Consider the following 25755-nt stretch of genomic DNA (forward strand, 5'->3'; position numbering starts at 1 on the left):
GGGAAGGCCGACGGCGGCGTTGTCCCTCATGCGGACTTCACTATGCAAAAGGTTTCAGCGTTCACTCCGGTGATCGACCTTTCGTCTTTGACCACGTCGTTCACGATGATCTGGCAGCTGATCTGGTCTCCGTCGGTCTGCGCGACCACATTGACGCTCACCGATGGCAGCGTCGTGGTGACCGACAGCGTCCAGGGCAGTGGCACGTGGTCTATGCGCCGCGGCTGGGCGTTGACGTCCAGGTAGTTGATGTCGGCGGTGGCTCCAGACCCGTAGACCTTGTAGACCACGTGCTTCGGGTTGAACGGCTTGATGTCATCCAGGCTGCTGTTACCGATGCCTGAAGTGTCGTGATTGCCGAAAAACGAGCGGAGGCGAAGGACGCAGAACCCCGCCACAGCGATAACCAAGGCGATGACCAAGACGATCCATAACTTCTTCACCGCGTTGGCAACAGGAGCCTTTGCCACCCGATCACCTTCCGCTAACCGAGCGGCCGACCGCCCGTCTCATTGCGCACATGCCAATCTGCTTTCTGCTCATGGCGATTCGGCGATAAGGCCGATGCAGGTGGCCGTCAACACCCGGGTCAAGGCGGGGGCGAATTCGATGTTCCATTCGGACGGCATCACCTCGGGCTCGTCGGCATAGGCATCGGTGAGCCGCTCCGGCGGGTTGGCGATCTGCCAGAAAGCGGCGGCCAACGAGTACGCGGCAATCAAGCTGTCGAACGCGCCGGAGCGGCCGAGCTTGGGCAGTGCGTGCTCGATGGCGTCGGCGAGGGCGACCGCGGCGGCGGAGATCGTTCGCCGGATGTCGACAACCCGCTCGACCTCCACCTCATGCTCGAGGTGCAGGTGCAGGTTGGCCAGCAGGTCACAAAACAGTGGGTCGGCCGCCAGCCCGTTGGCCAACGTTTCGGCCAGCCGCGCCGGCGACATCGGACCCGGCTCGGCCAGCTCCGCGCACACTGTGCCCGACCACCGCACCCAGCCCTCGGCGGCGAGGTGCAGCAGAACCTCTTTGTGCGAAGTGAAGTAACGGCGTACCGCCGAGTAGTGGATGCCGGCGCGATTGGCGACGGCCGTCAATGTCACTGACGCGACGCCGGTTTCGCATGCCAGGGAGCGTGCGGCCTCGACGAGTGCCGCCGCACGTCGGCGCTTGTTCTCTTCCGTGCGGGCGCGCTGAAAGGTGAGTTGCGCCACTGCCCGAGGATAACGCACATCATGTGATTTGTATAACGCACAATACGTGATTTCTACGGCCCGCGCATACGACGAAAGGCGGCCATGCGGCAAGGCGCCTGGCCTGCACTCCGCCAGCGAGAACGTACGATGCATCACACTTCGTGGCCCGGATGGAAGCGGACGATGCTCCGGGCCTAAGCTGACTAAACGCCTCTTCCTTAGGTTAGGCTTGGCTACTTTCCACCAGTCACGACCAGCTCTGGGCAGCGGCAGCTCGGACACCCACCGGGGACGTGTGGGCGGCCGGGACGATGCGGCAATCCATGACTGAATGGCTTTAGCCGCCGACGAAAATGCCAATCGCTGAAGGGAATTCGGAATTTTCAAGATCGTTTCGCGGCTGTGGATTCCGATGGTCGTCTTCGCGGTGTTCATCGCCGGGGGGCTCGTTGTGTACCGGGTCCACGGCTACTTCGGCTCTCACCCACGGGAGTCGTACACCGATGGCAACGTCGCCGGTCCCAAGCTGCTAAAGCCCAAGTCGATGATTTTCGAAATCTTCGGCGCAAACGGGACAGTTGCAGACATCAGCTATTTCGACGTGAATTCTGATCCCCAGCGAGTCGATGGGACACGTCTACCGTGGTCGCTGCGTATCACGATGACCAAACCAGGCGCGATGGGAAACCTTATGGCGCAAGGTGATAGCGATAGCATTGGCTGCCGAATCACGATAGACGGCGAGGTCAAAGCCGAGCGGATTTCGCATGAGGTCAATGCATATACCTTCTGTCTGGTGAAGTCCGCGTGAGTGCACACTCCGCCGACCACGCCCCGGCGCAAACGCACCAAGAACGGCCGCCCATCGCCAGGATGATCCACCGGTTTGCGGTGCCCATTGTCCTGAGCTGGGTGGGACTCGTCGTCGTCCTGAGCGCCACTGTTCCGTCGCTGGAGGAGGTCGGGCAGGAGCGTTCGGTCGCCCTGAGCCCTCGCGATGCACCGTCATACGAGGCGATGAAGCGCATTGGCAAGGTTTTCCACGAAGGAGACTCCGACAATTCGGCGATGATCATTCTCGAGGGCACTAAGCCCCTTGGAGACGACGCCCACAGATATTACGACCGTTTGGTCGGCAACCTGCGAGCCGCCACCAAATATGTGCGGAGCGTCCCAGACTTCTGGGGCGATCCGCTAACGGCGTCGGGCGTACAAAGCAACGACAGCAAAGCCGCTTATGTTGAGGTGAATCTCGCCGGGAATCGGGGCGAGCTATTGGCCAACCAATCCATCGAATCGGTCCGCAAGATCGTCAACAGCGTGGCCGCACCACCCGGGGTCACCGTATGGATCACCGGCGCATCGGTAATCGCTGCGGACATGCATCAGAGTGGCGACAAATCGATGATGAAGATGATCTTCACCAGCGTCGCCGTGATTTCGATTGTGTTGCTGTTCGTTTACCGCTCGATCGTCACCGTGGTTCTGCTGTTGATCACGGTCGGAGTCGAATCGTCGGCGGCGCGCACAGCCGTCGCGGTGCTCGGGCATAACACCCCGATCGGGCTCACCACCTTTGCCGTCAGCCTGCTCACGTCGTTGGCTATCGCCGCTGGAACCGACTACGGGATATTCATCATCGGGCGATACCAGGAAGCCCGGCAGTCCGGCGAAGATACCGAAACGGCGTTCTACACGATGTATCGCGGCACCGCCCACGTCATCTTGGGTTCCGGATTGACCATCGCAGGGGCCACTTTTTGCCTCAGCTTCGCCCGACTTCCGTACTTCAACACCATGGGCCTTCCCTGCGCGCTGGGGATGGCCGTCGCGGTCGTCGTCGCGCTCACGCTCGGGCCCGCGATCCTGGCGGTCGGCAGCCGTTTCGGATTGTTCGACCCAAAAGGAAATATCCAACATCGTGGGTGGCGACGGATAGGCACCGTGGTGGTTCGTTGGCCGCTACCCGTTCTCGCCGCGTCCTGCGCCGTGGCCCTCATCGGCCTACTCACGCTGCCCGGGTACACGCCGAGCTACAACGACCGGGCATTTCTGCCGACATCCATCCCGTCCAACCAAGGATTCGCGGCGGCGGATCGCCATTTCTCTCAGTCCCGCATGAAGCCTGAGGTTTTGATGATCGAGTCGGACCATGATCTGCGCAATCCAACAGACTCTCTGGTATTGGACAGGCTGGCCAAGGGCATCTTCCGGGTTCCCGGAATTTCTCGGGTGCAAGGTATAACCAGGCCTGACGGAACGACGATGGACCATACCTCGATACCGTTTCAGCTGAGCATGCAAAACGCTGGCCAGGTGCAAACCATGAAGTACCAGCGTGATCGGATGAACGACCTACTGAAGCAGGCCGACGATATGCAGCAGTCCATTGTCGCGATGCAACGTATGTACAGCATTACTGCGAACATAGCTGCCGTGACACACAGCATGAACGGCGTCACGCATGAAATGGTGGATGTTACGAGTCAATTGCGAGACAACATCGCCAATTTCGAAGATTTCTGGCGGCCGATCCGCAGCTATTTCTATTGGGAGAAGCACTGTTACGACATTCCCCTCTGCTCGTCGCTGGGATCGGTTTTCGACGCACTCGACGGGGTGGATCAGATCACTGAAAAATTGACGTCTCTTTCGGGCGACGTATCCGATCTGGACAGCTTGATGCCGCAGATGCTGGCGCAGATACCGCCGATGATCGAAGCCATGGTGAACATGCGGACCACGATCCTGACCATGCACAGCACCATGTCCGGCATCTTCGCTCAGATGGACGAGATGAGCCAGGATGCGACGGCCATGGGTCATGCTTTCGACGCCTCCAAGAACGACGACTCGTTTTACCTTCCGCCCGAGGTGTTTCAAAACAAGAATTTCAAGCGGGCTATGAACAACTTCCTGTCGCCGGACGGACATGCGGCTCGCTTCGTCATTTTGCACCGCGGCGACCCCGCGACCACCGCAGGAATCGCGAGTATCGACGCGATGCGCACGGCGGCCGAGGAGTCATTGAAGGGGACTCCGCTAGAGGATTCCAAGATCTACCTGGCGGGCACAGCTGCTGTCTTCAAGGACATTTCCGAAGGCGCCAGTTACGACCTCATCATCGTCGGAGTTTCCGCTCTCTGCCTCATTTTCGTCATCATGCTGATCCTCACCCGGGCATTCGTTGCCGCCGCCGTCATCGTGGGCACTGTGGCGCTTTCACTGGGCGCTTCTTTTGGTCTGTCCGTCTTGTTCTGGCAGCATCTTCTCGGTTTCCCATTGCACTGGTCAGTGCTCGCGATGTCCGTCATCGTTTTGTTGGCTGTGGGATCTGACTACAACCTGCTCTTGGTCTCCCGGTTCCGACAAGAAATCCACGCCGGGCTGAACACCGGCATCATCCGTTCGATGGGCGGTACCGGCAAGGTCGTGACGAACGCCGGCCTGGTGTTTGCGTTCACGATGGCGTCCATGGTCGTCAGCGATCTGCGGGTGATCGGGCAACTGGGGACGACCATCGGTCTCGGGTTGCTGTTCGACACGCTGATAGTGCGCTCATTCATCACTCCCGCCATCGCCGCGCTGCTGGGACGCTGGTTCTGGTGGCCAATGCGCGTTCGTTCCCGGCCGCGCCCGGCTCCCGCGCTCCTGACACCGTGTGCTTTGGTGCGTTAAGTACCCTGCACTCGGGGTGGGGCTAACGTGGGAAACCGTCAGGCTTGAACCAATCCGTATCCCCGGTCGTCTCGAATAACACGTATGCAGACAATTGCGCTCATCGGCTTCCTCGGCGGCCTGATCACCGGCATTTCACCGTGCATCCTGCCGGTGCTTCCGGTGATTTTCCTGTCCAGCATGGGCAGCGGCACCGGCGCCAGCAGTCGCAGCATGCGCGCCACAACCCGTCCGTACCTGGTGATCGCGGGCCTGGTGTGCAGCTTCAGCCTGGCCACGCTGATCGGCTCGGCGCTGCTGTCGGCGATGCATCTGCCGCAGGACGCGATCCGGTGGGCCGCCCTGGTGGTGTTGACGCTCATCGGCCTGGGATTGATCTTCCCGCCGCTGCAACACTTGATCGAGCGGCCGTTCGCATTTCTGCCACAGCGCCAAATCGGTAGCAACACAGATGGCTTCGGGCTGGGCCTGACGTTGGGCGCGTTGTACGTGCCGTGCGCGGGACCCGTGCTGGCCGCGATCGTGGTCGCCGGTGGCACGGCGTCGCTGGGCCCGTCCGTGATCGTGTTGACCGCGACGTTCGCGCTCGGCAACGCGTTGCCGCTACTGGCTTTCGCGCTGGCCGGGCGGCGCGTCGCCGAACGCGTGACGGCGTTCCGCCGTCGGCAGCGCCAGATTCAGATCGTTGGCGGAATCGCGATGATCGTGCTGGCGGTCGGGCTGGTGTTCAACCTGCCCGCGATGCTGCAGCGCGCCGTACCCGACTACACGACGGCGATGCAGAATCGCCTCGGCGCCAACGACATCCAGCGCACGCTGAACTCGGGCAGCCCACAACGGCCGACCGCGGGCAGCGCACTGCAGCTCAGTGAAGGCAACGCGAGCAACGGCCTACCGACCAACTGCACCGACGGTTCTACGGAGCTGCAACAGTGCGGGCCGGCACCCGCCATTACCGGCATCACCGGATGGCTCAACACCCCGGACGGCAAACCGCTCGACCCCGCCTCGGTGCGGGGCAAGGTGGTCTTGATCGACTTCTGGGCGTACTCCTGCATCAACTGCCAACGCGCCATCCCGCACGTGGTCGATTGGTACAACCGGTATCGCGACAGCGGATTGGTGGTCATCGGGGTGCACACCCCCGAGTACGCCTTCGAACGGGTTGCCGACAACGTGGCCAGCGGTGCCGCCGGGTTGCACATCGACTACCCCATCGCGCTGGACAACGACTACGCAACCTGGAACGCGTTCAACAACATGTACTGGCCGGCCGAGTACCTGATCGACGCGAACGGATCCCTCCGGCACACCAAATTCGGCGAAGGCGACTACGACGGCACCGAGAAACTGATCCGCCAACTGCTGGTCGACGCCAATCCGAATGTCCGGCTGCCGGCGGCGGTGAACGGGGTCGACACCACCCCAAAGACAAGCCTCACCCCCGAGACCTACCTGGCGCCCGACAAGGCCACCACCTACGGGGGAGACGGCAGCTACCAGACGGGTACTGCCGGGTTCAGCCTGCCGGCGCAATTGGCCAACGACAAGTTCGCCTTGCGCGGCCGGTGGACCCTGGATGACCAGGGCGTCACCGCCGAAAGCGACGACGCCGCCATCCGACTCAACTACACCGGCAGAAATGTCTACGCCGTCGTTGGCGGCACCGGAACCATCACCGTGACCCGGGGCGGGAAGACCATCGTCACCCCGATCGGCGGCGCTCCCACGCTGCACCAGATTGTGGCTGATGACGCCGCGCACCGCGATCAGCTCGACATGCAGGTCAGCAAGGGCTTGCAGGTGTTTTCGTTCACTTTCGGTTAGGCATCGCTAAAGCGCGCAGCCGCCCATCCGCCAGGTCGATGGCTCCGAATAGCAATCGTGGACTCGTCACACGCGCGGTCGGTTGCCGTCATCGGCAGTGGCGTGGCCGGCCTCACCGCCGCCTACGTTCTGTCCGGCCGCGACCGCGTGACCCTGTATGAAGCCGATGTGCGGCTCGGCGGCCACGCACACACCCATGTCGTGGACGACGGTGACGGTCGGACCGTCGGCGTCGACTCGGCGTTCCTGGTGCACAACGACCGGACCTATCCGACACTGTGCCGGCTGCTGGACGAACTCGGGGTGGCCACCCAGCAGTCCGAGATGTCGATGTCGGTGCGCGCCGACGACATCGGGCTCGAATACGCCGGCGCCCTGGGGGCCGGCGGGCTGTTCGCGTGCCCGCAGTCGCTGCGGCCTCGCTACCTGCTGATGCTCGGCGAGATCGTCCGCTTCCACCGCGCCGCCAAGCGACTGCTGCGCGAGGACACCACCGATGACGACGACCTGGAGACGCTGCAAGCCTTCCTGAGCCGGCACCGTTTCTCGCCGTATTTCATCGACTTCTTCATCACCCCCCTGGTGGCCGCGGTGTGGTCGTGCACCAGCGACGACGCCCTGCGCTACCCGGCCCGCTATCTGTTCGTCTTCCTCGACCACCACGGCATGCTGTCGGTTTTCGGCTCCCCCACCTGGCGCACCGTGACCGGGGGTTCGGCGCGCTACGTGCAGGCCGTTGCCGCTCGGCTCACCGAGGTGTTGACCGGGACGCCGGTGCACTCGTTGCGCCGGGTACCCGATGGCGTGCTGGTGCGGACGGGCAATACGGCGCCGCGGTTTTTCGACGCGGCCGTCGTCGCCGTCCATCCCGACCAGGCGCTGCTGCTGCTCAACGATCCCACGCCGTGGGAGCGCGCGGTACTGGGCGCGATTCCCTACTCCACCAACCGGGCCCAACTGCATACCGACGAATCGGTCCTGCCCCGGCATCGCCGTGCGCGCGCCTCATGGAATTACCTGGTTACCCCCGGGAAGGACCACGTGGTGGTCACCTATGACGTCAGCAGACTGATGCGGCTGGAGGGCAACCGCCGGTACCTGGTCACCCTGGGCGGAGCTGACTGTGTCGATCCGACGTCGGTGATCGCCGAGATGACCTACAGCCATCCCTTGTACACGCCGGAATCTGTTGCGGCCCAAGCATCGTTGCCGACCCTCGACGACGATCGGGTGGTATTCGCGGGCGCCTACCACGGCTGGGGTTTTCACGAGGACGGTGCTGCCTCGGGCCTGGCCGCGGCCCGGCGCCTCGGTGCCGACTGGCCGACGGTGACCCGGCGCGAGGCGGTGGCCCGATGCTGACGCCCGCGATCTACCGCACCACGGTCAGCCATTCGCGGCAGGCCCCGGTGCGCCATTCGTTCGAATACCGAAGCTACAGCTGGTATGTCGACGTCGACGACTTGCCCCGGCTGCCGTGGTGGCTGCGGCCGTTCGCCCGGTTCCGCGCCTCGGATCACTTCGCCACCCCGCAGCAGGGCTCGTTGCGCGACCGGCTCAGTGCCGTCTTCACCGACCGCAACCTGGCCGCCCCCGAGGGCCGCATCACCGCGCTGCTGCAGCCACGGGTGTTCGGGTATGTGTTCAATCCGCTGAGCGTCTTTTGGTGCCACGACCATGACGGCAGGCTCCGCCATGTGATCGCCGAGGTACACAACACCTACGGCGAGCGCCACGCCTACCTGTTGCCCCCGGCCGACCTGCCGGTGATCACCGCGAAGAAGCTCTATGTGTCGCCGTTCAATGCGGTGGACGGCTACTACCTGGTGCGAGCACCGCGACCCGACGGCGAAGTCGACATCACCGTGGAGCTGCGTCGCGATCATCAGCCCGCGTTCACAGCCAACCTGCGCGGACAACGACGACCGGCGACCAACGGGCAGGTCGCGATCATGCAAATCGTTTCGCCGCTAGCACCGCTGGTGGTGGCCGCACGTATCCGAATTCAGGGGATCAAACTGTGGTTACGTCGAGTTCCATTGGTACCGCGATGACCGTCTCGACCATCCGAAAGCCCTCGGCAGCAATCGATTCCAAACGCTGGCCAGCGATCGCGAAGGTGCCGTCCGGGCCCATTAGCGCGACGGCGGCGGTGGTCGCCGACCGGCTGCTGCGCCGCGCGGCGGCGCGCCTGCCGCTGCGAGTGGCCTACCCCGACGGCACGGTGGTCGGTGCGGCCGACCGGACCGTGCCGACCTTGGTTGTCCACCAGCCGGAAGCGCTGGCGCGCCGGATCGGGCGCTACGGCCTGATCGGATTCGGCGAGTCCTACATGGCCGGGGAATGGTCCTCGGATGACCTCAGCGGATTGTTGACGGTATTCGCCACCTCGGTAGGCGACCTGGTGCCGGGCCCGCTGCAATGGCTACGGCCGATCGGACCGGCCTTCCGGCCGCGCTGGCGTGGCGCCAGCCGAGAACGCGCCCGGCGCAACATCGCCGAGCATTACGACCTGTCCAACGATCTGTTCGCCGAATTCCTCGACGAGACCATGACGTATTCCTGCGCGGTGTTCGACCGGCTACCCGCGTCGTCGTCGGATTTGGCTGCGGCGCAAGGACGAAAGATCGATCGGCTGCTCGACATCGCCGGAGTTCAGCAGGGCAGCCGGGTTCTCGAAATCGGCACCGGGTGGGGTGAGCTGTGCATCCGCGCTGCCGCCCGCGGAGCGGAGATCCGCTCGGTGACCCTGTCGGTCGAGCAACAGCAGCTGGCGCGGCTTCGGGTTGCTGCGGCGGGGCTGTCCGACAAGGTGACGATCGACCTCTGCGACTACCGCGACGTCGACGGGTGTTACGACGCGGTGGTGTCGGTCGAGATGATCGAGGCGGTGGGATTCCATGCGTGGCAGCGGTATTTCGCCACGCTCGAACGGCTGGTGCGACCGGGCGGCCGGGTGGCGATTCAGGCGATCACGATGCCGCACACCCGGATGATGGCCAGCCGCAACACGCATACCTGGATCCAGAAGTACATCTTCCCGGGCGGACTGCTGCCGTCCACCCAGGCCATTTCCGCAATCACCGAGTGCCGCACGAATTTACGCACGGTCGACATGGCGTCGCTGCGCCCGCATTACGCGGAGACTTTGCTGCTGTGGCGGGAGCGGTTTCTGCAGCAGCGAGATCGGCTGGCACACTTGGGCTTCGATGACGTGTTCCAGCGGATGTGGGAGCTGTACCTGGCGTATTCTGAGGCGGGCTTCCGATCGGGCTATCTGAACGTCTACCAGTGGACGTTCGCACGCGAGGGGTGCTGATGAGCAGCGTGAGCTTTGGCCAGGACTTGGCCCAGGTGTCGGGCGCTTCGGTTTTGGTTCTCGCCGTGGTGCATTCGGTTACGTTCGCCATCGGCAGGCGCATCGGGCGCTACAACGTCGTCGACGTGGCATGGGGCATCGGCTTCGTCGGCATCGCCGCCGTCGCCGCGACGCTCGGCCATGGCGACCCGACCCGGCGGTGGCTGCTGTTGGCGCTGGTGACGGTCTGGGGCGTGCGGCTGAGTTGGCACATCCAGCGCAAGACCGCCGGCAAGGGCGAGGATCCGCGCTACGCCGCCATGCTGCGCGACGCCACACCCAGCCAAGTGCTGCGCAAAGTCTTTCTTCTGCAGGCGTTCATCACCTGGTTCGTCGCCATCCCGCTGCAGCTGTCGGCGGTGACCGGGGCGACGCCGAAACCGCTCACCGCGGTCATGGTGCTGGGCGTGGCCGTGTGGCTGGTGGGTATCACCTTCGAAGCGGTCGGCGACCGGCAGCTGCGCGTCTTCAAATCCGACCCGGCCAATCGCGGTGTGGTGATGGATCGCGGCCTGTGGGCGTGGACGCGTCACCCCAACTACTTCGGCGATGCCACCGTGTGGTGGGGGTTGTGGCTGATCACCCTCAACGGGTGGTGGCCACTGGCCACCGTCGGCTCGCCGCTGCTGATGACGTACTTCCTGGTCTACGTGACCGGCGCCCGGCTTACCGAGAAATTGATGGCCGGCCGGCCGGGCTTCGAGGAATACCAGCAAAGGACGGCGCGTTTCTTCCCAAGGCCACCGCGACCAGCACGTCGATAACCATCGCCGAGGCGGTCCGGGCCGGGAGCGATAGGCTATTTGGTAATGACCGGACTGGCGCAGATGAGCAGCGACCTCGATGTGTTGCTGCGTCAAGTCGCGCGCGGCGACTCCGAGGCCTTCGCGGCGGTCTACGACCTCACCAAGAGCCGGGTGTTCGGGCTGGTGGTGCGGGTGCTGCGGGACGCCGGCTACAGCGAGGAAACCACCCAGGAGATCTATCTCGAAGTGTGGCGGTCGGCGTCGGAGTACGACCCCGCCCGAGGCTCGGCGTTGTCCTGGATGCTGACCATGGCACACCGGCGGGCCATCGACCGGGTGCGCTCCGAGCAGGCGGGCAGCAACCGGGAATCGCGCTACGGCGCGGCCAACGTCGACACCGACCATGATGTGGTCGCCGACTCGGCCATCGCCGGTGACGAACGCCGCCGAGTGGCCGACTGCCTCGGCTCGCTGACCGACGCCCAGCGGCAGTGCATCGAGATGGCCTACTACGGCGGGCTGACGTACGCCGAGGTGTCGCAGCGGTTGGCTGCCAATCTGTCGACGATCAAATCGCGCATCCGTGACGCGTTGCGGGGACTGCGCAACTGCCTGGACGTCCAATGACCGCGCCGAACGATTTCGAACTGCTGGAGCTGGCCACGCCGTATGCGCTGCACGCCGTGTCCGGGGCGGAGCGCGCCGACATCGACCGGCAGCTCGCGGCCGCACCGGCGTCGATCGCGTCGGCTTTCGCCGACGAGGTTCGTGCGGTGCGCGAAACGATGGCCGTCGTCTCGGCCGCGACCGCCGTCGAACCGCCGGCGCAGCTGCGATCAGCCGTCCTGGCCGTGGCCGTGCCGAGCTTGCCACAGCGCCAACGACGTTGGCGCACCACCGCTTTGATCTCGGTGGCGGCAGCGATCGTGGCGGGGTTGACGGCATTCGGCGTCCAGACGCTGTTGCGACCAACGCCGACGCAGTCGGTCGCCGCGCAAATTATGGCGGCCCCGGATGTGCGGACGGTTTCGCGCCCGCTGGCCAACGGGACGGCCACGGTGGTGTTCTCCCACGATCGCAACGCGGGTGTGCTGGTGATGAACAATGTGCCGCCGCCAACTCCGGGCACCGTCTACCAAATGTGGTTGATCGATGCCAACGGACCGACATCGGCCGGGACGATGAGCACCGCGGCCGTGTCGCCGTCGACGACGGCGACACTGAGCAACCTCGGAACGTCGACGGCCCTGGCCTTCACGGTCGAACCCGGCGCCGGATCGCCGAAGCCGACCTCGCCGATATTGGCCACATTGCCACTGGGCTAGACCTTTCAGGCCTTCTTCACCAGGCTGCCCAGCATCGCCACGACCACGCCGAATATCACCAGCGCCGCGCCGGCGGCCAACGCCAGGTCCAGCCATTGGCGCAGGCCAGCCTCGGCGTTGTGCACCATGACGTCCGCGATCTGGCGGATATCGCCGGTGGTGCGGTTGAGCCCCTCGTTGATGTAGCGGCCTGCGACCTCGATGCCCACCCACCCGGCCGCGCCGACCAGCAGCGCCGAGACCCCGAGACTGGTCAGCGCCTTGCCGCGGCGCCGGGCGACGAGCAGCGTCAGCAGTGCCCACACACCGCACAGGGCTGCGGCCCCCATACTCGCCCACGAGCCCCAGGTGGCGACGCGGCTCAGCTCACCTTGTCGCAACGAGTGCGGCACCGACACCGTCAGCGGGACGGTCAGCGTTGCGGGCACCTTCACGTTGTGATCGCTCAAGATCTGTTCAAACGCACTGTCGTTGAGCATCGGGGCGACGTCGACCGCCCAGGAGTCACCGGAGGTCGCGTCGGCGAACAGCCACCGGTGCGCCGCCCGGTTCGCCGCCGCGAACTGCGGCGGGAACGACGGCCCGGCCGTGAATGCGGCGGCGGCATCGTGCACCTGCGAGCTGTCGACCGGATAGCGTCCGCCGCCGTGCTCGGCAATCAGCGCCATCGCCCGGGTGGTGAGTTCACCGGCCATCGCGGACTGCAGGGCGGGGTCGCCCGCCGCCTTCTGGGCCAACACGGCGTAGCCGTTCTCGTCGACAAGATTGCGCTGTGCCCATCCCGCGGGGAGCGCCACCGCCAGCGCGACGGTGGTGGCCAGCCACAGCATTAGGGTCGCGGTGAATCGCACGCCGCCAATCTACGGCGCGATCCCCCGAACGTATGCGGCTTGCCCGAGGTGCTGGGCGCAATCGTCGACAATGCTGACTATCCGGGCGCTGGCCGTCACCGGCGGGTCCCAGTTGGTGTCCACGACACGGGCCAGCTCGTCGGCCGTCACGCCGGCGATGTACTCGAGACTGAATTGGTGCACCGCGTGGTAGTAGCCGGAGAGCAGGTCGGCGGGGGCACGCACCTTCGCCACGTCCGCGGCGCTGTGACCATAGCCGATGTCGCGGCGCGGCAGATCCAGCGCGAAGCGGTCCACCCAGCCGTCGCGGGTCCACACCTCCTCGACGTCGGCCACGTCGGCCAGCTGAATGTCCTGCACCCGGGCGCTGTGCCAGATCAGCCAGGCGATGGTGTTGGCGTCCGGGGTCGGGCGGTAGTTGGACAGCTCGTCGGTCAGGCCGTCGGTGAGCTCATCGACGTGTTCGATCAACCGGGTGAACGCGTCACGGAGCAACTCCCGGACGGTGGCGTCGGTATCTGACATACCCGCGACATTACGGGGCCCCGTGATAGACCGCTTCGACGTTATTGCCGTCCGGATCGCGCACGAAAGCACCGAAGTAGCTTCCCAAAAGAGGAGAGTGATATTCCGGCCAAAGCCGCGGCTCATGCAGCGATTCGGCACCCTTTCCCAGGGCCGCCTCGTGGAACGCGCGCACGGCGTTTTCGTCGGCGGCCGCGAACGCGATGTGGGTTTCCCTATTGGGTCCCAGCCCGGTGCCGTCGGCGATCCAGAACGTCGGCTCGCCGTCGCGTCCGTACCCGATGGCCTCGCCGAAATCCAGCTGCCGCGAAAAGCCCAGGACCGCCAGCACGGTGTCGTAGAACGCCTGAGATTTCGGGTAGTCGGCGCAGTTAATACCTATGTGGTCAATCACGAAAAGATCGTGGCACGACTTCGTCCACGGTCGTAGATTGATTAGGTGATCTATGACCTCCTCATTCGCAATGGCACCATCGTCGACGGCCTGGGAGGCGAGCCGTACGTCGGCGACGTCGGGGTACACGGTGGCCTCATCACCGCCGTCGGCCCCGTCAATGGCGACAGCGCGGAGCACGAGATCGACGCGACCGGCCTGCTGGTCACGCCCGGCTTCGTTGACCTGCACACCCACTACGACGGTCAGTCCATCTGGTCGGAGCGCCTGACCCCGTCCTCGGCGCACGGCGTGACCACCGTGGTGATGGGCAACTGCGGCGTCGGGTTCGCGCCATGCCGCCAGGAAGACCACGACGTGCTCGTCGACGTGATGGCCGGAGTCGAGGACATTCCCGGCGTCGTAATGACCGACGGCTTGCCGTGGAACTGGGAAACCTTCCCCGAATACATGGACGCGCTGGACGCCGGCAGGCGCGACATCGACGTCGCCGCCTATCTGCCGCATTCCCCGCTGCGGGTCTACGTGATGGGTCAGCGTGGCGCCAACCGCGAGCCGGCCACCGCCGAGGACCTCGCCAAGATGCGGGCGCTGGCCAAAGAGGCGATCGAGATCGGGGCGCTGGGTTTCGCCTCGTCGCGGTTGACGATCCACAAGACCGAAAGCGGTTCCCCCATCCCGAGTTACGACGCCGCCCGCGAGGAGATCGAAGAGATCGCCAGGGGTGTGGTCGACGCCGGCGGCGGCCTGCTGCAGTTCGTGCCCGACATTCCGGCCGGCGGCTATCAGCCGGTGCTGCAAACGGTGTTCGACGTCGCCGAGGACGTCGGGCTGCCGGTCACCTTCACCCTGGTCGTCGCCAACGCGGGCGATCCGACCTGGCCGGACGCCATCAACATGATCGAGAAGGCCAACGCGGCGGGCGGTGACGTCACCGCGCAGCTGTTGCCGCGCCCGATCGGGCTGATCATCGGGCTGCAATTGACCGCCAACCCGTTCGTGCTCTACCCCAGCTACCGCGAGATCGCCCACCTGCCGCTGGCCGAGCGGGTGGCCGAGATGCGCAAACCCGAGGTCCGCGCCCGCATCCTGGCCGACAAGCCCGGCCATGGGCACCCGATCCTGTACGTGGCGCAGATGTGGGACTGGATCTTCCCGCTGGACGACAACCCCAATTACGAACCCAACCCGGCGGACAGCATCGGGGCCCGGGCCCGGGCCAAGGGGGTCAACCCGATGGAAGAGGCCTACGACCGCCTGCTCGACGAGGACGGCCGGGCCATGCTGTTGGTCGCGACCAGCAACCTGGAGGGCAATTCGCTGAACACCGTCGGCGAGCTGCTGCATCGCGACGATGTGGTGCTCGGCCTCGGCGACGGCGGCGCCCACTACGGCATGATCTGCGACGCCAGCTACTCGACGTACTTCTTGGCGCATTGGGCCCGGGACCGGGCGTCGGGCCGGTTCACGGTGTCCGAAGCCGTCCGCGAACTGACCTCCGTTCCGGCCCGCGTCGCCGGACTGGCCGATCGCGGCCGCATCGCGGTCGGATACAAGGCCGACCTCAACGTCATCGACCACGCCGCGCTGCGGCTGCACAAGCCGGTGATCACCTACGATCTGCCCGCCGGCGGACGGCGCCTGGACCAGACCGCCGAAGGCTACGTGGCCACGATCGTGGCCGGCGAAGTGATCGCCGAAAACGGCCAACCCACCGATGCCCGTCCGGGAAAGCTGGTCCGCGGCCGCCAGATCGCGCCCGCACCCACCCCATAACGCCACGAACTGGGGCCTGTCCCGGTTAAGTTATTTCCGTGACGAGCCCGCATTTTGCGTGGTTGCCGCCAGAGATCAATTCGGCCCTCCTTTACGCCGGTCCTGGATCGGCACCGCTGCATGCTGCCGCGGAAGCCTGGGATGGGCTGGCCGAGAATTTGGCGACGTCAGCATCCTCGTTTTTCTCCGTGGCATCCGATCTTGCCAACGGTGCGTGGCAGGGCCCGTCGGCGAAGGCGATGCTGACCGTCGCGACCCAGTACGTGAGCTGGCTCAAGGCGGCGGCAGCCCAGGCGGAGGCGACGTCCAGCCAGGCTGCGGCCATCGCGGGCGCATTCGAGACGGCGTTGTCGGCCACGGTGCAGCCGGCCGTGGTGTCGGCTAATCGTGCTTTGGTGCAGTTGCTGGCTAACACGAACTATCTGGGGCAAAACGCTCCGACGATCATGGACATCGAGTCCGCCTATGAACAGATGTGGGCGACGGACGTGGCGGCGATGTCCGGTTATCACGCCGACGCATCGGCGGCCGCCGACCAGCTCGCGCCCTGGCAGCACGTCATGCAGAACCTCGGCGTGCACTTCAGCAACGGCAACCTGACTTTCGGGCCCCATGCGGCCACCGGAAATTTGGCGCAGCACCTCAGCGGAATGACGGGCCTCGATCACACCGGCGGTCACGTCGGGTCATGGCTGACCGACACCCCCGGAGGGGGGTTCGCCAACGCCAGGCCGGACGCGGGCTTGCTCGGTTCCAGTCACTACGTGACGGGCGGTGCGGGTGCGGCCAATGTCCACTCGGGTCTGCTCAGCTCACCCACCGCGGGCACGGGTTTCAGCCCCGGCACCACGAACCCGGGCCTGCTCAGCGATCTCGGCTCGGGCGCCATACCGACGGGTTCGCCAGACTGACGCCACGCGCGTGAGGCCTATCCTCGACATCATGCGCACGAAGAAGAGGGTGGACCTCGACAGGCTCGCCGCCGCCCTGCCCGATTACCCGTTCGCCTATCTGATCACCGTCGACGACGGATACCGCGTGCACACCGTGACGGTCGAGCCGCAGCTGCTCGGGTCAACCCTCGACGTCGGTCTCATCGGTGGAGGAACCCGCGAGAATCTCGCCCACCGCAGCGATGTCACCCTGCTGTGGCCCCCGCCCGAACCGGGCGGATACTCGCTGATCGTCGACGGCCGTGCCGAAGTGAGCGATGCAGACACGGACTCGGTGCGCTGCGAAGTGGTCCCGACCCGCGCCCTCCTGCACCGCGACGCTGGCCCGGACTCTCCCGACACGGCCAAAGGTTGCCTGCACGACTGCGTGGTGTTCTCCCTACCCGCCTGACGAAACGGAACGGCTGCCTCCGTACAGTCATTCGCGTGAGCCGCGTTGCGCCCCTTGCTCCGCCGTGGAGCGAGGAAGATGCCACCAGCATCAACAGCTGGGGTCACCCGGACCGCTCCTACGAGCCGCTGCTTCTGGTGCGTTGCCTGCAGCGCCATCCTGCGCTGGCCAGCCGACTGCGAAAGCTCGGCGAATCCCTTTACATCGCAGCACTTTTGCCACCCCGGACCCGCACGATCGCGATCCTTCGCATCTGTGCGCTCGTGGGCTGCGAGTACGAGTGGGGCGGGCAGGCGGCGTTCTGGGGCCCGATCGCGGGCGTCAGCGACGACGAGTGCGACGCGCTGGTGACCGGCGGTGCGGACGACGCGCGGTGGAGCCCGGAAGACCGGACGCTGATCGAGGCGGTGGACGAACTGGAGCGCACCGGCTCGTGGTCGGAGTCGACGTGGATAGCACTGGGCCGCGACCTCGACGACGAGCAGCGGATCGAATTGCTCACGGCCGTCGGCTGGTATCGCACGATCTGCACGCTGTGCAATGCACTCGCGCTTCCGGCGGAGGGCTGGATGCGGCCCTGGCCCTCAGCTCGCTGACCGGTCCCTGCCCGAGTCTCTTTTGAGGCCCGGGTGCTGTTTTTTCAGTAGCGGCAGCAGCAGCCGTCGCGGCATGAACTGAAACAGCCGAGCGCTGAGTTGGCTTGGCAGCCCAGGGATTACGGTTCCACGATCGCCGTCGAGCGCGTCGATTGCGGTGCGCGCCACCTCGCGCGCCGGCGTCCACAGAAACTTCGGGAAAGCGTCGGCGAAACTCCGCTCGTCCATGCCGGCGCTCTTCAGGAACTCGGTGCGCACCGGTCCTGGGTTCAGCAGCGCGACGGTGACACCGGTGTCGGCGAGTTCGCCACGCAGTCCTTGGGTGTAGGTGATCACGAACGCCTTGCTGGCGGCGTAGCCGGCCTGGCCCGGGAAGGGGTGGTAGCCCGCGGTGGATCCGACGTTGAGGATCGCGCCTCTTCCGCGGGGCACCATCTGCTGGACCGCGCGGGTGGTCAGGTCGATGACGGCCTCGACATTGACCCGCACCTGGGCGATCTCGGCGTCGACAGACGCATTCGTCACTGCCCCGATGGTGCCGATGCCGGCGTTGTTGACCAGGATGTCGGCCGTCAGCCCGCGACGGTCGACCTCGTCGAAGAGTCCGGAGCGAGCAGCGGAATCCGCGACGTCGCAGGCGATCACCTCTACGCGGACGCGGCCCGCGAGTTCGTTGGCCAGCTCCCGCAGCCGGTCCTCGCGGCGAGCGACGAGCGTGACGCCGTGGCCGCGATCGGCGAGCTCACGCGCGATGGCGGCACCGATGCCCGACGATGCCCCGGTGACGACGGCGGTGCTGCTGGGTGAGGGAGTCGGGAGAGCCACCCGTCGAACTTACAAGGCCGCCGAGTGCGCGCGGGCCTTTACGACCGCCGAACGTGAAGCTGGCCGCACGCTCGGCGTCGAATGTGCGGCCAGCCTCACGCTCGACAAGACACGAAAAAACCCGGCCCCCAAAAGGACCGGGTTTTTTCGCTAGTCGACTTCTTAGAAGTCCATACCGCCCATGCCACCGGTCGGGTCGCCCGCAGGAGCGGACGCCTTTTCCGGCTTGTCGGCGACGACGGCCTCGGTGGTCAGGAACAGCCCCGCGATGGACGCCGCGTTCTGCAGCGCCGAACGGGTCACCTTGACCGGGTCGGCGACGCCGGCCTTCAGCAGGTCCTCGTACTCATTGGTGGCGGCGTTCAGGCCGGTGCCGGCCTTCGAGTTGCGCACCTTCTCGGCGACAACGCCGGGCTCCAGCCCGGAGTTGAAGGCGATCTGCTTCAGCGGAGCTTCCAGCGCCACGCGGACGATGTTGGCACCAGTGGCCTCGTCGCCCTTGAGCTTGAGCTCATCCAGGGCCGGAGCCGCCTGCAGCAGGGCCACGCCACCACCGGCGACGATGCCCTCCTCGACGGCGGCCTTGGCGTTGCGGACCGCGTCCTCGATGCGGTGCTTGCGCTCCTTGAGCTCCACCTCGGTGGCAGCTCCGGCCTTGATCACCGCAACACCGCCGGCCAGCTTGGCCAGGCGCTCCTGCAGCTTCTCGCGGTCGTAGTCGGAGTCGCTGTTCTCGATCTCGGCGCGGATCTGTGCCACCCGTCCGGCGATGGCGTCGGTGTCACCGGCGCCCTCGACGATGGTGGTCTCGTCCTTGGTGATGACCACCTTGCGGGCCTTGCCCAGCAGCGAGACATCGGCGGTCTCCAGGGAGAGGCCGACCTCCTCGCTGACGACCTGACCACCGGTGAGGATGGCCATGTCCTGCAGCATCGCCTTGCGGCGGTCACCGAAGCCGGGGGCCTTGACCGCCACCGACTTGAAGGTGCCACGGATCTTGTTGACGACCAGGGTGGACAGTGCCTCGCCCTCGACATCCTCGGCGATGATCAGCAGCGGCTTACCACCCTGAATGACCTTCTCCAGCAGCGGCAGCAGGTCCTTGACGGTCGACACCTTGGAGCTGACCAGCAGGATGTAGGGGTCCTCCAGGACCGCTTCCTGACGCTCGGCGTCGGTGACGAAGTAGCCCGAGATGTAGCCCTTGTCGAACCGCATGCCCTCGGTGAGCTCGAGCTGCAGGCCGAAGGTGTTGGACTCCTCGACGGTGATGACGCCCTCGTTGCCAACCTTGTCCATCGCCTCGGCGATCAGGTCGCCGATCGACTGGTCACCGGCCGAGATGCCCGCGGTAGCAGCGATCTGCTCCTTGGTCTCGACGTCCTTGGCCGACTTCAGCAGGGTCTCGGTGATCTTCTCGACGGCCTTCTCGATGCCGCGCTTGAGAGCCAGCGGGTTAGCGCCGGCCGCGACGTTGCGCAGGCCTTCCTTGACCAGCGCCTGGGCCAGCACGGTGGCTGTCGTCGTACCGTCACCGGCAACGTCGTCGGTCTTCTTGGCGACTTCCTTGACCAGTTCGGCGCCGATTTTCTCGTACGGGTCCTCCAGGTCGATCTCCTTGGCGATGGACACACCATCGTTGGTGATCGTGGGAGCGCCCCACTTCTTCTCCAGGACGACGTTGCGGCCCTTGGGGCCCAACGTCACCTTTACCGCGTCGGCGAGGGCGTTCAGACCCCGCTCGAGGCCGCGACGGGCCTCTTCGTCGTACGCAATTGTCTTGGCCATTGCGAAGTGATTCCTCCGGATTGGGGATGACTCGGGGTGACCACGTGCGGGCCACCCGATACTTATGCTGGCCGGGAACAGTGCCCGCGACGGACGACCGTATCTGTTGGTCTCACCATCCCGACCTAGCACTCACGCATCGCGAGTGCCAATGTCATTCTTAGCACTCGCCCATGTCGAGTGCAAGAAGAGGTAACCGCTATCGCCCAGCGCGCAAACCGTCGACGACGACGTCGGTAACCCGCTCAGCCAACTCCGCGTTGTAGGCCTCCATCGCCTGGCATCCGACCATGATCGCCTTGACTTCGCGCACGCCGATGTCCTGGCGCGCGGTGCCCGCCCGCTGCGCGGCGCGCAGCAGCTCGTCGAGCATGGCAAGGAAGGCGTCTTCGGCGTTGGGCGCGGCGGTGGCGATGTCGATGCCGAATCCGGCCAGCGCGTCGACCAGGCCGCGGTCCCCCGCCCCCCACTGCAGCACGATCGAGCGGAGGTAGGTGAAGAGCGCCTCGCCGGGCCCGTCGGATTCCAGCAGGGCGCGCCCGTCGTCGACCAGGCGCTGCATGCGGTCTTCGATGACCGCCCGAAACAGCGCCTCCTTGGTCGGGAAATGCCGGTAGACGGTGCCGGCCCCGACATCGGCCCGCCGCGCGATCTCGTCGATGGGCACCGACAAGCCCTCGGCCGCAAAGGTGTCGTAGGCGACTTCCAGCACGCGCGCACGATTGCGCGCCGCGTCGGCACGCAGCCGACGTTCGGGCTGCGCCACTTATTCACCACCCATCGGTTGACAAAACGGGGCGTACGTTCCGTATAGTAAAGCCCAACCGGAGCGCTCGCCCCGTTTACTTTACTAGTGAGGAGTTTGCCATGGCGAACTGGACAGCGGCGGACATTCCCGACCAGACGGGTCGTGTCGTCGTGATCACCGGAGCCAACACCGGCCTGGGCTACGAAACCGCCGCCGCGCTCGCCGCGCATGGCGCCCACGTGGTGCTGGCGGTGCGCAATCTCGACAAGGGCAAGGACGCGGCCGCACGCATCGCCGCCCAGAGTCCACACGCCGACGTCGAGCTGCAGGAGCTCGACCTGACGTCGCTGGCGTCCATCCGGTCCGCCGCGGAGCAGCTGCGGTCCGCGCACGACCGCATCGACGTGCTGATCAACAACGCGGGCGTGATGTGGACGCCGAAGTCCACCACCAGCGACGGCTTCGAGCTGCAGTTCGGCACCAACCACCTCGGCCACTTCGCCTTCACCGGCCTGCTGCTGGATCGACTGCTGCCTTTCGCCGGGTCCCGGGTCGTGACGGTCAGCAGCGTCGGCCACCGCATTCGCGCCGGCATCCATTTCGACGACCTGCAATGGGAACGCAGCTACAGCCGGGTCGGCGCCTACGGACAGTCCAAGCTGGCCAACCTGCTGTTCACCTACGAACTGCAGCGGCGGCTGGCGCCGCAGGGGACGACGATCGCCGCGGCGGCCCACCCCGGCGGCTCGCGCAGCGAGCTCACCCGCAACCTGCCTCCCTTACTCACGGCCGTCTCGTCGGTGCTGATGCCGCTCTTCCAGGGAGCGGATATGGGCGCCCTGCCGAGCCTGCGTGCCGCGACCGACCCCGGCGTGCTGGGCGGGCAGTACTACGGTCCCGACGGCTTGGGCGAGCAACGCGGCTACCCCAAAGTCGTGTCGTCGAGCGACAAGTCGCACGACGTCGACGTGCAGCGCCGGTTGTGGGCGGTCTCGGAGGAGCTCACCGGGGTGGTGTATCCGGTCGACTGAGGCAGATGGTGCCGACCCGCTACGCCCGGCGCATGCGCCGCGCTTGCGATCGGCACTGAGGTCAGGGCAGATCGAGCAGCTGCTCGTAAAACCCGCCAAAACCGCGCGGGCGGTTGACCAGATGGATCTCGAGGATCCAGTGGCACGGCCGCCCGCCGCGGTCAGCGCGCCGCATGGGCTTATCCGAGCCGGGCGTGATGTACCACTCGAGGCCATCGCCGACGATTTTCTTGTGCGGAAACTCGCCCACCAAATGCCCGGCGATGGGGCTGCCCCATTCGAAACCCTCGGCGCGGGCCTTGCCGACGACGTAGTCGAACAACTCGGCGCCGGTGACCTCGGAATGACTGTCGAAATAGTCGTGCCCGGCCTGCCACACCCGCGGAAGCGCGTCGCGCACAGCGGTTTTCCCCGGATCGTCGCCCAGCACGAAGGTGCGACCGAAGTCAGCTTCCCACTCCTCGAAGATCGGGCCCAGGTCCAGGAAGGCGATGTCGTCGGCGGCGATCACCCGGTCCGGCGGATGCTCCTTGAAGGGCTGCAACGTGTTCTCGCCGGCCCGCACTATCCGCCGGTGCCAGTGCCGGGTCACGCCGAACATCTCCGCGGCCAGGTCGCGGATCTCGTCGGACAACGTCTGCTCTGCCACGCCGGGCCGGATCATGGCGCGTCGTTCGATCTCGTCGAACAGTTGGGCCGCCTTGCCCTGGGCATCGAGGAGTCGTTGCACTCGCACTTCTTCTCGAGCTTGTTCCATGGCGGTCGACCCCTCCACACCCGCGATGCTAGCTGGCAGGCTGGTCGGGTGTCCCTCGTCGTGCCGCCCTATCCGCCGCCCCGCTACACCGCCGACGAGCCGGAGGTCAGCGCCTGGCTCAAACGCGCGGACTCACCGCCGGACTACCAGTTCTCCGGGGTCAAGTACCACTACCTCGCCAACCAGCAGGCCACCGATGGCGACTACGGCCTCTACCGGGTCGATATCGCCCCGGCCGGTGGCGGGCCCCCGGCCCACTTTCACCGGGCCATGTCCGAGGCGTTCTTTGTGCTCTCCGGGACGATGAAGCTCTACGACGGCACCGAGTGGACCGACGGCCGTCAAGGCGACTTCCTCTGTGTCCCGCCGGGCGGGATCCATGGTTTCCGCAATGAGGCCGACGAACCGGCGTCGATCCTGATGGTGTTCGCGCCGGGCGCGCCGCGTGAGGCCTACTTCGAGGGTCTCGCCGCCCTGGCCGACATGAGCGACGACGAACGCAGCGACTGGTTCGTCCGGCACGACAACTACTGGATCTGAGCCGTCAGGTCCCCGCTCACGTAGTGCTGCAGGTTGGGGGTGATGGCCGCGATCACCTCGTCGTCTGTCATCGACGCGATGGGTTCGATTTTCCAGACGTAGCGCATCAGCGCGAAGCCCATCATTTGTGACGAGATGAGCCCGCTGCGGATCAGGCGGTCGCGTTCGTCGCCGCCGAGTTCCGATACGCCCATCAGGTTGCCCTCCACGACGCGGCGCAGCTTCTCGCGGGTGGCCGGTTCGTGCGCGGCGGTCTGCAGGATGGCCCGCAAGGTCGGTCCGACCTCGTCGTCGGCCCAGGCCGCCAGGAGCAGCGTGATCAGCGCGGCGCCAAGCCGATCGACCGGTGTGGTCCACACTTTGGCGACGCTCTCCAGCCATTTCAACGGCGGGTTCGTCGCGGCGTCCAGCAGGCCTTCTTTCGAGCCGAAGTAGTGATAGACCAGCGCGGGATCGACGTCGGCCGCTCGCGCGACCGCGCGGATGGTGGTTCCGGCCCAGCCGTGATCGGCGAACTCGCCACGGGCGGCAGCGACGATCCGCGCGGCCAGCACCCCGCGTTCATCCCGCGGTCCCGGAGTTATCGATTTCCTCGGCATAAGTCTCATCGTAGCGTGAATTTCCTCTTGCGTTGAGACTTGTTTCAACGTAGCGTGAGACTCAGAGTTTCAACGAGCCGTGAAAACCAGGAGAAGGCCATGAGCACCACCTCGAAGCGGGTCGCCGGAATCGAGCCCGGCCAGCGTCAGCTGAACGGACCGCAGACATCGGGCCGGGAGTTCCGCAACCTGAGCCAACCGCGTTACCGCACGCACCGGTACCTCAACGTCAAGATTCCGATGCGCGACGGAATCGAGTTGGTAGCCGACGTCTTTCGCCCGGACGCCGACGGCTCATTTCCGGCACTGGTGGCCGCATCTCCCTACGCCCGGCAAGTGCAAGACCTCGGCGCGCCGGCCGGCTTCATCGAGGCCGGGGCCACCGACTTCTGGGTGCCGCGCGGCTATGTCCACATCATCGTGAACCTGCGCGGAACCGGCGGCTCCGGTGGGACTTTCGCCTTCTTCGACAGCCAAGAGCGCCGCGACATGCACGATGTGATCGAGTGGGTCGCCGAACAACCGTGGTGTGACGGCAATGTCGGCATGCTGGGCATCAGCTACTTCGCCATGACCCAACTCGAGGCCGCCGTCGAGCGGCCGGCACACCTCAAAGCCATCTTCCCGTTCGCCGTCACTAGCGATCTCTACGATGCCGCGACGCACCACGGCCTGCCCAGTACGAAATTTGTCAGTTCGTTTCTGTCGATGCTTGGGCTGACGGCAGCGAAGAGCGACAGGTTCTACCGCAGTGCGCCTTTCGCCATTGCCCGCCGGCTGCTGAACCTGCCCCCGATACACAAGAAGTTCGCCACGATGAACGGCGAATCGGCCAACGGCATGCTCAACCTCCTGATGAAACTGCCCCATCCGCCGCGGCCGTGGGACGAGCTCTGGCAGGACGCCGTCGTCAAACATCCGCTACGGGATGCATGGTGGGACGATCGTGACCTGACGCCGTTGCTCGAAAACATCGATATACCAGTCTATTTAGGCTGCGACTGGGAGAACGCGCCACTACATCTGCCGTCGACCTTTTCGACGTTGCGCAACCTGACCAAGAGCCCTTGTGTGCGGGTCGCGATGCTCGGCAAATACGGCCTGACCTGGCCGTGGGAGAGCATGCACATCGAGGCGCTTGCGTGGTACGACCATTGGCTGAAGGGACAGGACACCGGGATTCTCGAGGGCCCCGCGTTCCGCTACTTCCTGCCCGAAGCCGACGAGTGGAAGGCGGAGGAAGCATGGCCACCGCTCAAGAGCTCACATGTGGAGTTCGCGCTGCGCGCCGACGGCGGTCTCGCCGCCGACGAGGGTGAGCCCGGCAGCCGCGAATACTGGGCCCTGGGAACAGGACTCAACCGCGCCGGGCCCAGCGAGATCGATCCGCCCTCGCTACTGACCTGGACCACCGCACCGCTGGACGACGACCTGGATGTGGCCGGCGACATTGAACTGCGACTGGTCGCCTCGGCAACGGCGCTGGACACCGGATGGATCGTGGTCGTGTCCGATATTGCCGAAGACGGCTCGCTTGTCGACCACCTCACCAGTGGTTGGCTTCGGGCCAGCCTGCGCGAGGTCGACGAAGACGCCAGCCGTCCCGGCGCCCCGGTACTACCGTGCCGGACCGCGGTCGGGATCCCGATAGGCCAAGACGTCGTCTACCGAATCCCATTGCTGCCCAATGCCCGTCGATTCCACCGCGGGCACCGCATCCGGTTGACGCTCTCCAGCGACGATCAGAATCCCGATGTTCCGGCGATCATGGACTTCCGTCACGCGCCCGTCGGCACCAGCACAGTCAACACCGTCCGATCGTCGTCGCGGCTGCTGCTGCCGGTGCTCGACTAGGCG

The 25755-nt window shown here is 65.7% G+C and carries 26 protein-coding genes; 16 read left to right on the forward strand and 10 right to left on the reverse strand.

Annotation, left to right across the window (positions count from 1 at the left end; genetic code table 11):
* Window positions 1-26: 26 nt before the first annotated feature.
* Window positions 27-470: an MmpS family transport accessory protein gene (locus ACTXG5_RS02660; protein ID WP_445162221.1), complete on the reverse strand. Its 444-nt coding sequence runs from the start codon at window positions 468-470 to the stop codon at window positions 27-29.
* A gap of 69 nt (window positions 471-539) precedes the next feature.
* The gene (locus ACTXG5_RS02665) at window positions 540-1226 is read right to left on the reverse strand and encodes a TetR family transcriptional regulator (protein ID WP_445162222.1); all 687 of its coding nucleotides are present in this window, start codon (window positions 1224-1226) and stop codon (window positions 540-542) included.
* Between the two features lie 376 nt (window positions 1227-1602).
* On the opposite strand from ACTXG5_RS02665, the gene ACTXG5_RS02670 reads away from it, so the two are divergent.
* The 9 genes from ACTXG5_RS02670 (at window position 1603) to ACTXG5_RS02710 (ending at window position 12124) form a co-directional block, all read left to right on the forward strand.
* Entirely contained in the window at window positions 1603-2001 is a 399-nt protein-coding gene (locus ACTXG5_RS02670; RefSeq protein ID WP_445162223.1) for an MmpS family protein, read from the forward strand.
* A 62-nt stretch (window positions 2002-2063) separates the two neighbouring features.
* A complete protein-coding gene (locus tag ACTXG5_RS02675; RefSeq protein ID WP_445164238.1) occupies window positions 2064-4868 on the forward strand; it encodes an MMPL/RND family transporter in 2805 nt (934 codons plus the stop codon).
* Between the two features lie 84 nt (window positions 4869-4952).
* On the forward strand, window positions 4953-6695 hold the full coding sequence (locus ACTXG5_RS02680) for a cytochrome c biogenesis protein DipZ (protein ID WP_445162224.1): 1743 nt from the start codon (window positions 4953-4955) through the stop codon (window positions 6693-6695).
* Between the two features lie 57 nt (window positions 6696-6752).
* Entirely contained in the window at window positions 6753-8057 is a 1305-nt protein-coding gene (locus tag ACTXG5_RS02685; protein ID WP_445162225.1) for an NAD(P)/FAD-dependent oxidoreductase, read from the forward strand.
* Window positions 8051-8749, forward strand: a complete 699-nt coding sequence (locus ACTXG5_RS02690) for a DUF1365 domain-containing protein (protein ID WP_445162226.1) — start codon at window positions 8051-8053, stop codon at window positions 8747-8749. The genes ACTXG5_RS02685 and ACTXG5_RS02690 overlap by 7 nt, the downstream gene beginning before the upstream one ends.
* Window positions 8746-10014, forward strand: coding sequence for a class I SAM-dependent methyltransferase (locus tag ACTXG5_RS02695; RefSeq protein WP_445162227.1), 1269 nt, complete (start codon window positions 8746-8748; stop codon window positions 10012-10014). Before ACTXG5_RS02690 ends, ACTXG5_RS02695 begins: the two co-directional genes overlap by 4 nt.
* The gene (locus ACTXG5_RS02700; protein ID WP_445162228.1) at window positions 10014-10817 is read left to right on the forward strand and encodes a DUF1295 domain-containing protein; all 804 of its coding nucleotides are present in this window, start codon (window positions 10014-10016) and stop codon (window positions 10815-10817) included. Before ACTXG5_RS02695 ends, ACTXG5_RS02700 begins: the two co-directional genes overlap by 1 nt.
* 45 nt (window positions 10818-10862) lie before the next feature.
* Window positions 10863-11426, forward strand: a complete 564-nt coding sequence (locus ACTXG5_RS02705) for a sigma-70 family RNA polymerase sigma factor (RefSeq protein WP_445162229.1) — start codon at window positions 10863-10865, stop codon at window positions 11424-11426.
* Entirely contained in the window at window positions 11423-12124 is a 702-nt protein-coding gene (locus tag ACTXG5_RS02710; protein WP_445162230.1) for an anti-sigma factor, read from the forward strand. The genes ACTXG5_RS02705 and ACTXG5_RS02710 overlap by 4 nt, the downstream gene beginning before the upstream one ends.
* 5 nt (window positions 12125-12129) lie before the next feature.
* Here ACTXG5_RS02710 and ACTXG5_RS02715 read toward each other — a convergent pair whose 3' ends face one another.
* Genes ACTXG5_RS02715 through ACTXG5_RS02725 form a run of 3 tightly spaced genes read right to left on the reverse strand, consistent with a single transcriptional unit; the run spans window position 12130 to window position 13894 of the window.
* The gene (locus ACTXG5_RS02715) at window positions 12130-12975 is read right to left on the reverse strand and encodes a hypothetical protein (protein ID WP_445162231.1); all 846 of its coding nucleotides are present in this window, start codon (window positions 12973-12975) and stop codon (window positions 12130-12132) included.
* A gap of 9 nt (window positions 12976-12984) precedes the next feature.
* Entirely contained in the window at window positions 12985-13500 is a 516-nt protein-coding gene (locus ACTXG5_RS02720; RefSeq protein ID WP_445162232.1) for a mycothiol transferase, read from the reverse strand.
* Between the two features lie 10 nt (window positions 13501-13510).
* Window positions 13511-13894, reverse strand: a complete 384-nt coding sequence (locus ACTXG5_RS02725; RefSeq protein ID WP_445162233.1) for a VOC family protein — start codon at window positions 13892-13894, stop codon at window positions 13511-13513.
* Between the two features lie 45 nt (window positions 13895-13939).
* Between ACTXG5_RS02725 and ACTXG5_RS02730 the strand changes: the two genes are divergently transcribed.
* From ACTXG5_RS02730 to ACTXG5_RS02745, 4 genes are read left to right on the forward strand one after another with little or no spacing between them, the layout of a single operon-like run.
* The gene (locus ACTXG5_RS02730; RefSeq protein WP_445162234.1) at window positions 13940-15670 is read left to right on the forward strand and encodes an N-acyl-D-amino-acid deacylase family protein; all 1731 of its coding nucleotides are present in this window, start codon (window positions 13940-13942) and stop codon (window positions 15668-15670) included.
* Window positions 15671-15708: 38 nt separating this feature from the next.
* The gene (locus ACTXG5_RS02735) at window positions 15709-16581 is read left to right on the forward strand and encodes a PPE family protein (protein WP_445162235.1); all 873 of its coding nucleotides are present in this window, start codon (window positions 15709-15711) and stop codon (window positions 16579-16581) included.
* Window positions 16582-16612: 31 nt separating this feature from the next.
* Entirely contained in the window at window positions 16613-17014 is a 402-nt protein-coding gene (locus ACTXG5_RS02740) for a pyridoxamine 5'-phosphate oxidase family protein (protein WP_445162236.1), read from the forward strand.
* A 35-nt stretch (window positions 17015-17049) separates the two neighbouring features.
* Entirely contained in the window at window positions 17050-17610 is a 561-nt protein-coding gene (locus tag ACTXG5_RS02745) for a carboxymuconolactone decarboxylase family protein (protein WP_445162237.1), read from the forward strand.
* Here the strand turns inward: ACTXG5_RS02745 and ACTXG5_RS02750 are convergent.
* From ACTXG5_RS02750 to ACTXG5_RS02760, 3 genes are all read right to left on the reverse strand, one after another.
* The gene (locus ACTXG5_RS02750) at window positions 17599-18435 is read right to left on the reverse strand and encodes an SDR family NAD(P)-dependent oxidoreductase (RefSeq protein ID WP_445162238.1); all 837 of its coding nucleotides are present in this window, start codon (window positions 18433-18435) and stop codon (window positions 17599-17601) included. The genes ACTXG5_RS02745 and ACTXG5_RS02750 overlap by 12 nt on opposite strands.
* Before the next feature lie 162 nt (window positions 18436-18597).
* A complete protein-coding gene (gene groL, locus ACTXG5_RS02755; protein WP_445162239.1) occupies window positions 18598-20223 on the reverse strand; it encodes a chaperonin GroEL in 1626 nt (541 codons plus the stop codon).
* Window positions 20224-20422: 199 nt separating this feature from the next.
* Window positions 20423-20989: a TetR/AcrR family transcriptional regulator gene (locus ACTXG5_RS02760; RefSeq protein ID WP_445162240.1), complete on the reverse strand. Its 567-nt coding sequence runs from the start codon at window positions 20987-20989 to the stop codon at window positions 20423-20425.
* 101 nt (window positions 20990-21090) lie between these two features.
* On the opposite strand from ACTXG5_RS02760, the gene ACTXG5_RS02765 reads away from it, so the two are divergent.
* Entirely contained in the window at window positions 21091-22002 is a 912-nt protein-coding gene (locus ACTXG5_RS02765) for an SDR family NAD(P)-dependent oxidoreductase (protein ID WP_445162241.1), read from the forward strand.
* Window positions 22003-22063: 61 nt separating this feature from the next.
* On the opposite strand, the gene ACTXG5_RS02770 is transcribed toward ACTXG5_RS02765, so the two are convergent.
* Entirely contained in the window at window positions 22064-22759 is a 696-nt protein-coding gene (locus tag ACTXG5_RS02770) for a M24 family metallopeptidase (RefSeq protein WP_445162242.1), read from the reverse strand.
* A 48-nt stretch (window positions 22760-22807) separates the two neighbouring features.
* Between ACTXG5_RS02770 and ACTXG5_RS02775 the strand changes: the two genes are divergently transcribed.
* On the forward strand, window positions 22808-23299 hold the full coding sequence (locus ACTXG5_RS02775) for a cupin domain-containing protein (RefSeq protein WP_445162243.1): 492 nt from the start codon (window positions 22808-22810) through the stop codon (window positions 23297-23299).
* On the opposite strand, the gene ACTXG5_RS02780 is transcribed toward ACTXG5_RS02775, so the two are convergent.
* Window positions 23287-23898, reverse strand: a complete 612-nt coding sequence (locus ACTXG5_RS02780; RefSeq protein ID WP_445162244.1) for a TetR/AcrR family transcriptional regulator — start codon at window positions 23896-23898, stop codon at window positions 23287-23289. The genes ACTXG5_RS02775 and ACTXG5_RS02780 overlap by 13 nt on opposite strands.
* Before the next feature lie 99 nt (window positions 23899-23997).
* Here ACTXG5_RS02780 and ACTXG5_RS02785 point away from each other — a divergent pair, with 99 nt between their 5' ends.
* Window positions 23998-25752 (forward strand): CocE/NonD family hydrolase, encoded by a 1755-nt coding sequence (locus ACTXG5_RS02785; protein WP_445162245.1) that lies wholly within the window; start codon window positions 23998-24000, stop codon window positions 25750-25752.
* Window positions 25753-25755 lie beyond the last annotated feature (3 nt).

The organism is Mycobacterium sp. Dal123C01 (genome assembly GCF_052566995.1).

Bases quoted from the DNA above. Each gene is read 5' to 3' on its own strand.
- ACTXG5_RS02670 (WP_445162223.1), top strand. From the start codon at position 1,603: ATGGTCGTCTTCGCGGTGTTCATCGCCGGGGGGCTCGTTGTGTACCGG.
- ACTXG5_RS02675 (WP_445164238.1), top strand. From the start codon at position 2,064: ATGATCCACCGGTTTGCGGTGCCCATTGTCCTGAGCTGGGTGGGACTC.
- ACTXG5_RS02680 (WP_445162224.1), top strand. From the start codon at position 4,953: ATGCAGACAATTGCGCTCATCGGCTTCCTCGGCGGCCTGATCACCGGC.
- ACTXG5_RS02690 (WP_445162226.1), top strand. From the start codon at position 8,051: ATGCTGACGCCCGCGATCTACCGCACCACGGTCAGCCATTCGCGGCAG.
- ACTXG5_RS02695 (WP_445162227.1), top strand. From the start codon at position 8,746: ATGACCGTCTCGACCATCCGAAAGCCCTCGGCAGCAATCGATTCCAAA.
- ACTXG5_RS02700 (WP_445162228.1), top strand. From the start codon at position 10,014: ATGAGCAGCGTGAGCTTTGGCCAGGACTTGGCCCAGGTGTCGGGCGCT.
- ACTXG5_RS02705 (WP_445162229.1), top strand. From the start codon at position 10,863: ATGACCGGACTGGCGCAGATGAGCAGCGACCTCGATGTGTTGCTGCGT.
- ACTXG5_RS02710 (WP_445162230.1), top strand. From the start codon at position 11,423: ATGACCGCGCCGAACGATTTCGAACTGCTGGAGCTGGCCACGCCGTAT.
- ACTXG5_RS02720 (WP_445162232.1), bottom strand. From the start codon at position 13,500: ATGTCAGATACCGACGCCACCGTCCGGGAGTTGCTCCGTGACGCGTTC.
- ACTXG5_RS02740 (WP_445162236.1), top strand. From the start codon at position 16,613: ATGCGCACGAAGAAGAGGGTGGACCTCGACAGGCTCGCCGCCGCCCTG.
- groL (WP_445162239.1), bottom strand. From the start codon at position 20,223: ATGGCCAAGACAATTGCGTACGACGAAGAGGCCCGTCGCGGCCTCGAG.
- ACTXG5_RS02765 (WP_445162241.1), top strand. From the start codon at position 21,091: ATGGCGAACTGGACAGCGGCGGACATTCCCGACCAGACGGGTCGTGTC.
- ACTXG5_RS02770 (WP_445162242.1), bottom strand. From the start codon at position 22,759: ATGGAACAAGCTCGAGAAGAAGTGCGAGTGCAACGACTCCTCGATGCC.
- ACTXG5_RS02780 (WP_445162244.1), bottom strand. From the start codon at position 23,898: ATGCCGAGGAAATCGATAACTCCGGGACCGCGGGATGAACGCGGGGTG.
- ACTXG5_RS02785 (WP_445162245.1), top strand. From the start codon at position 23,998: ATGAGCACCACCTCGAAGCGGGTCGCCGGAATCGAGCCCGGCCAGCGT.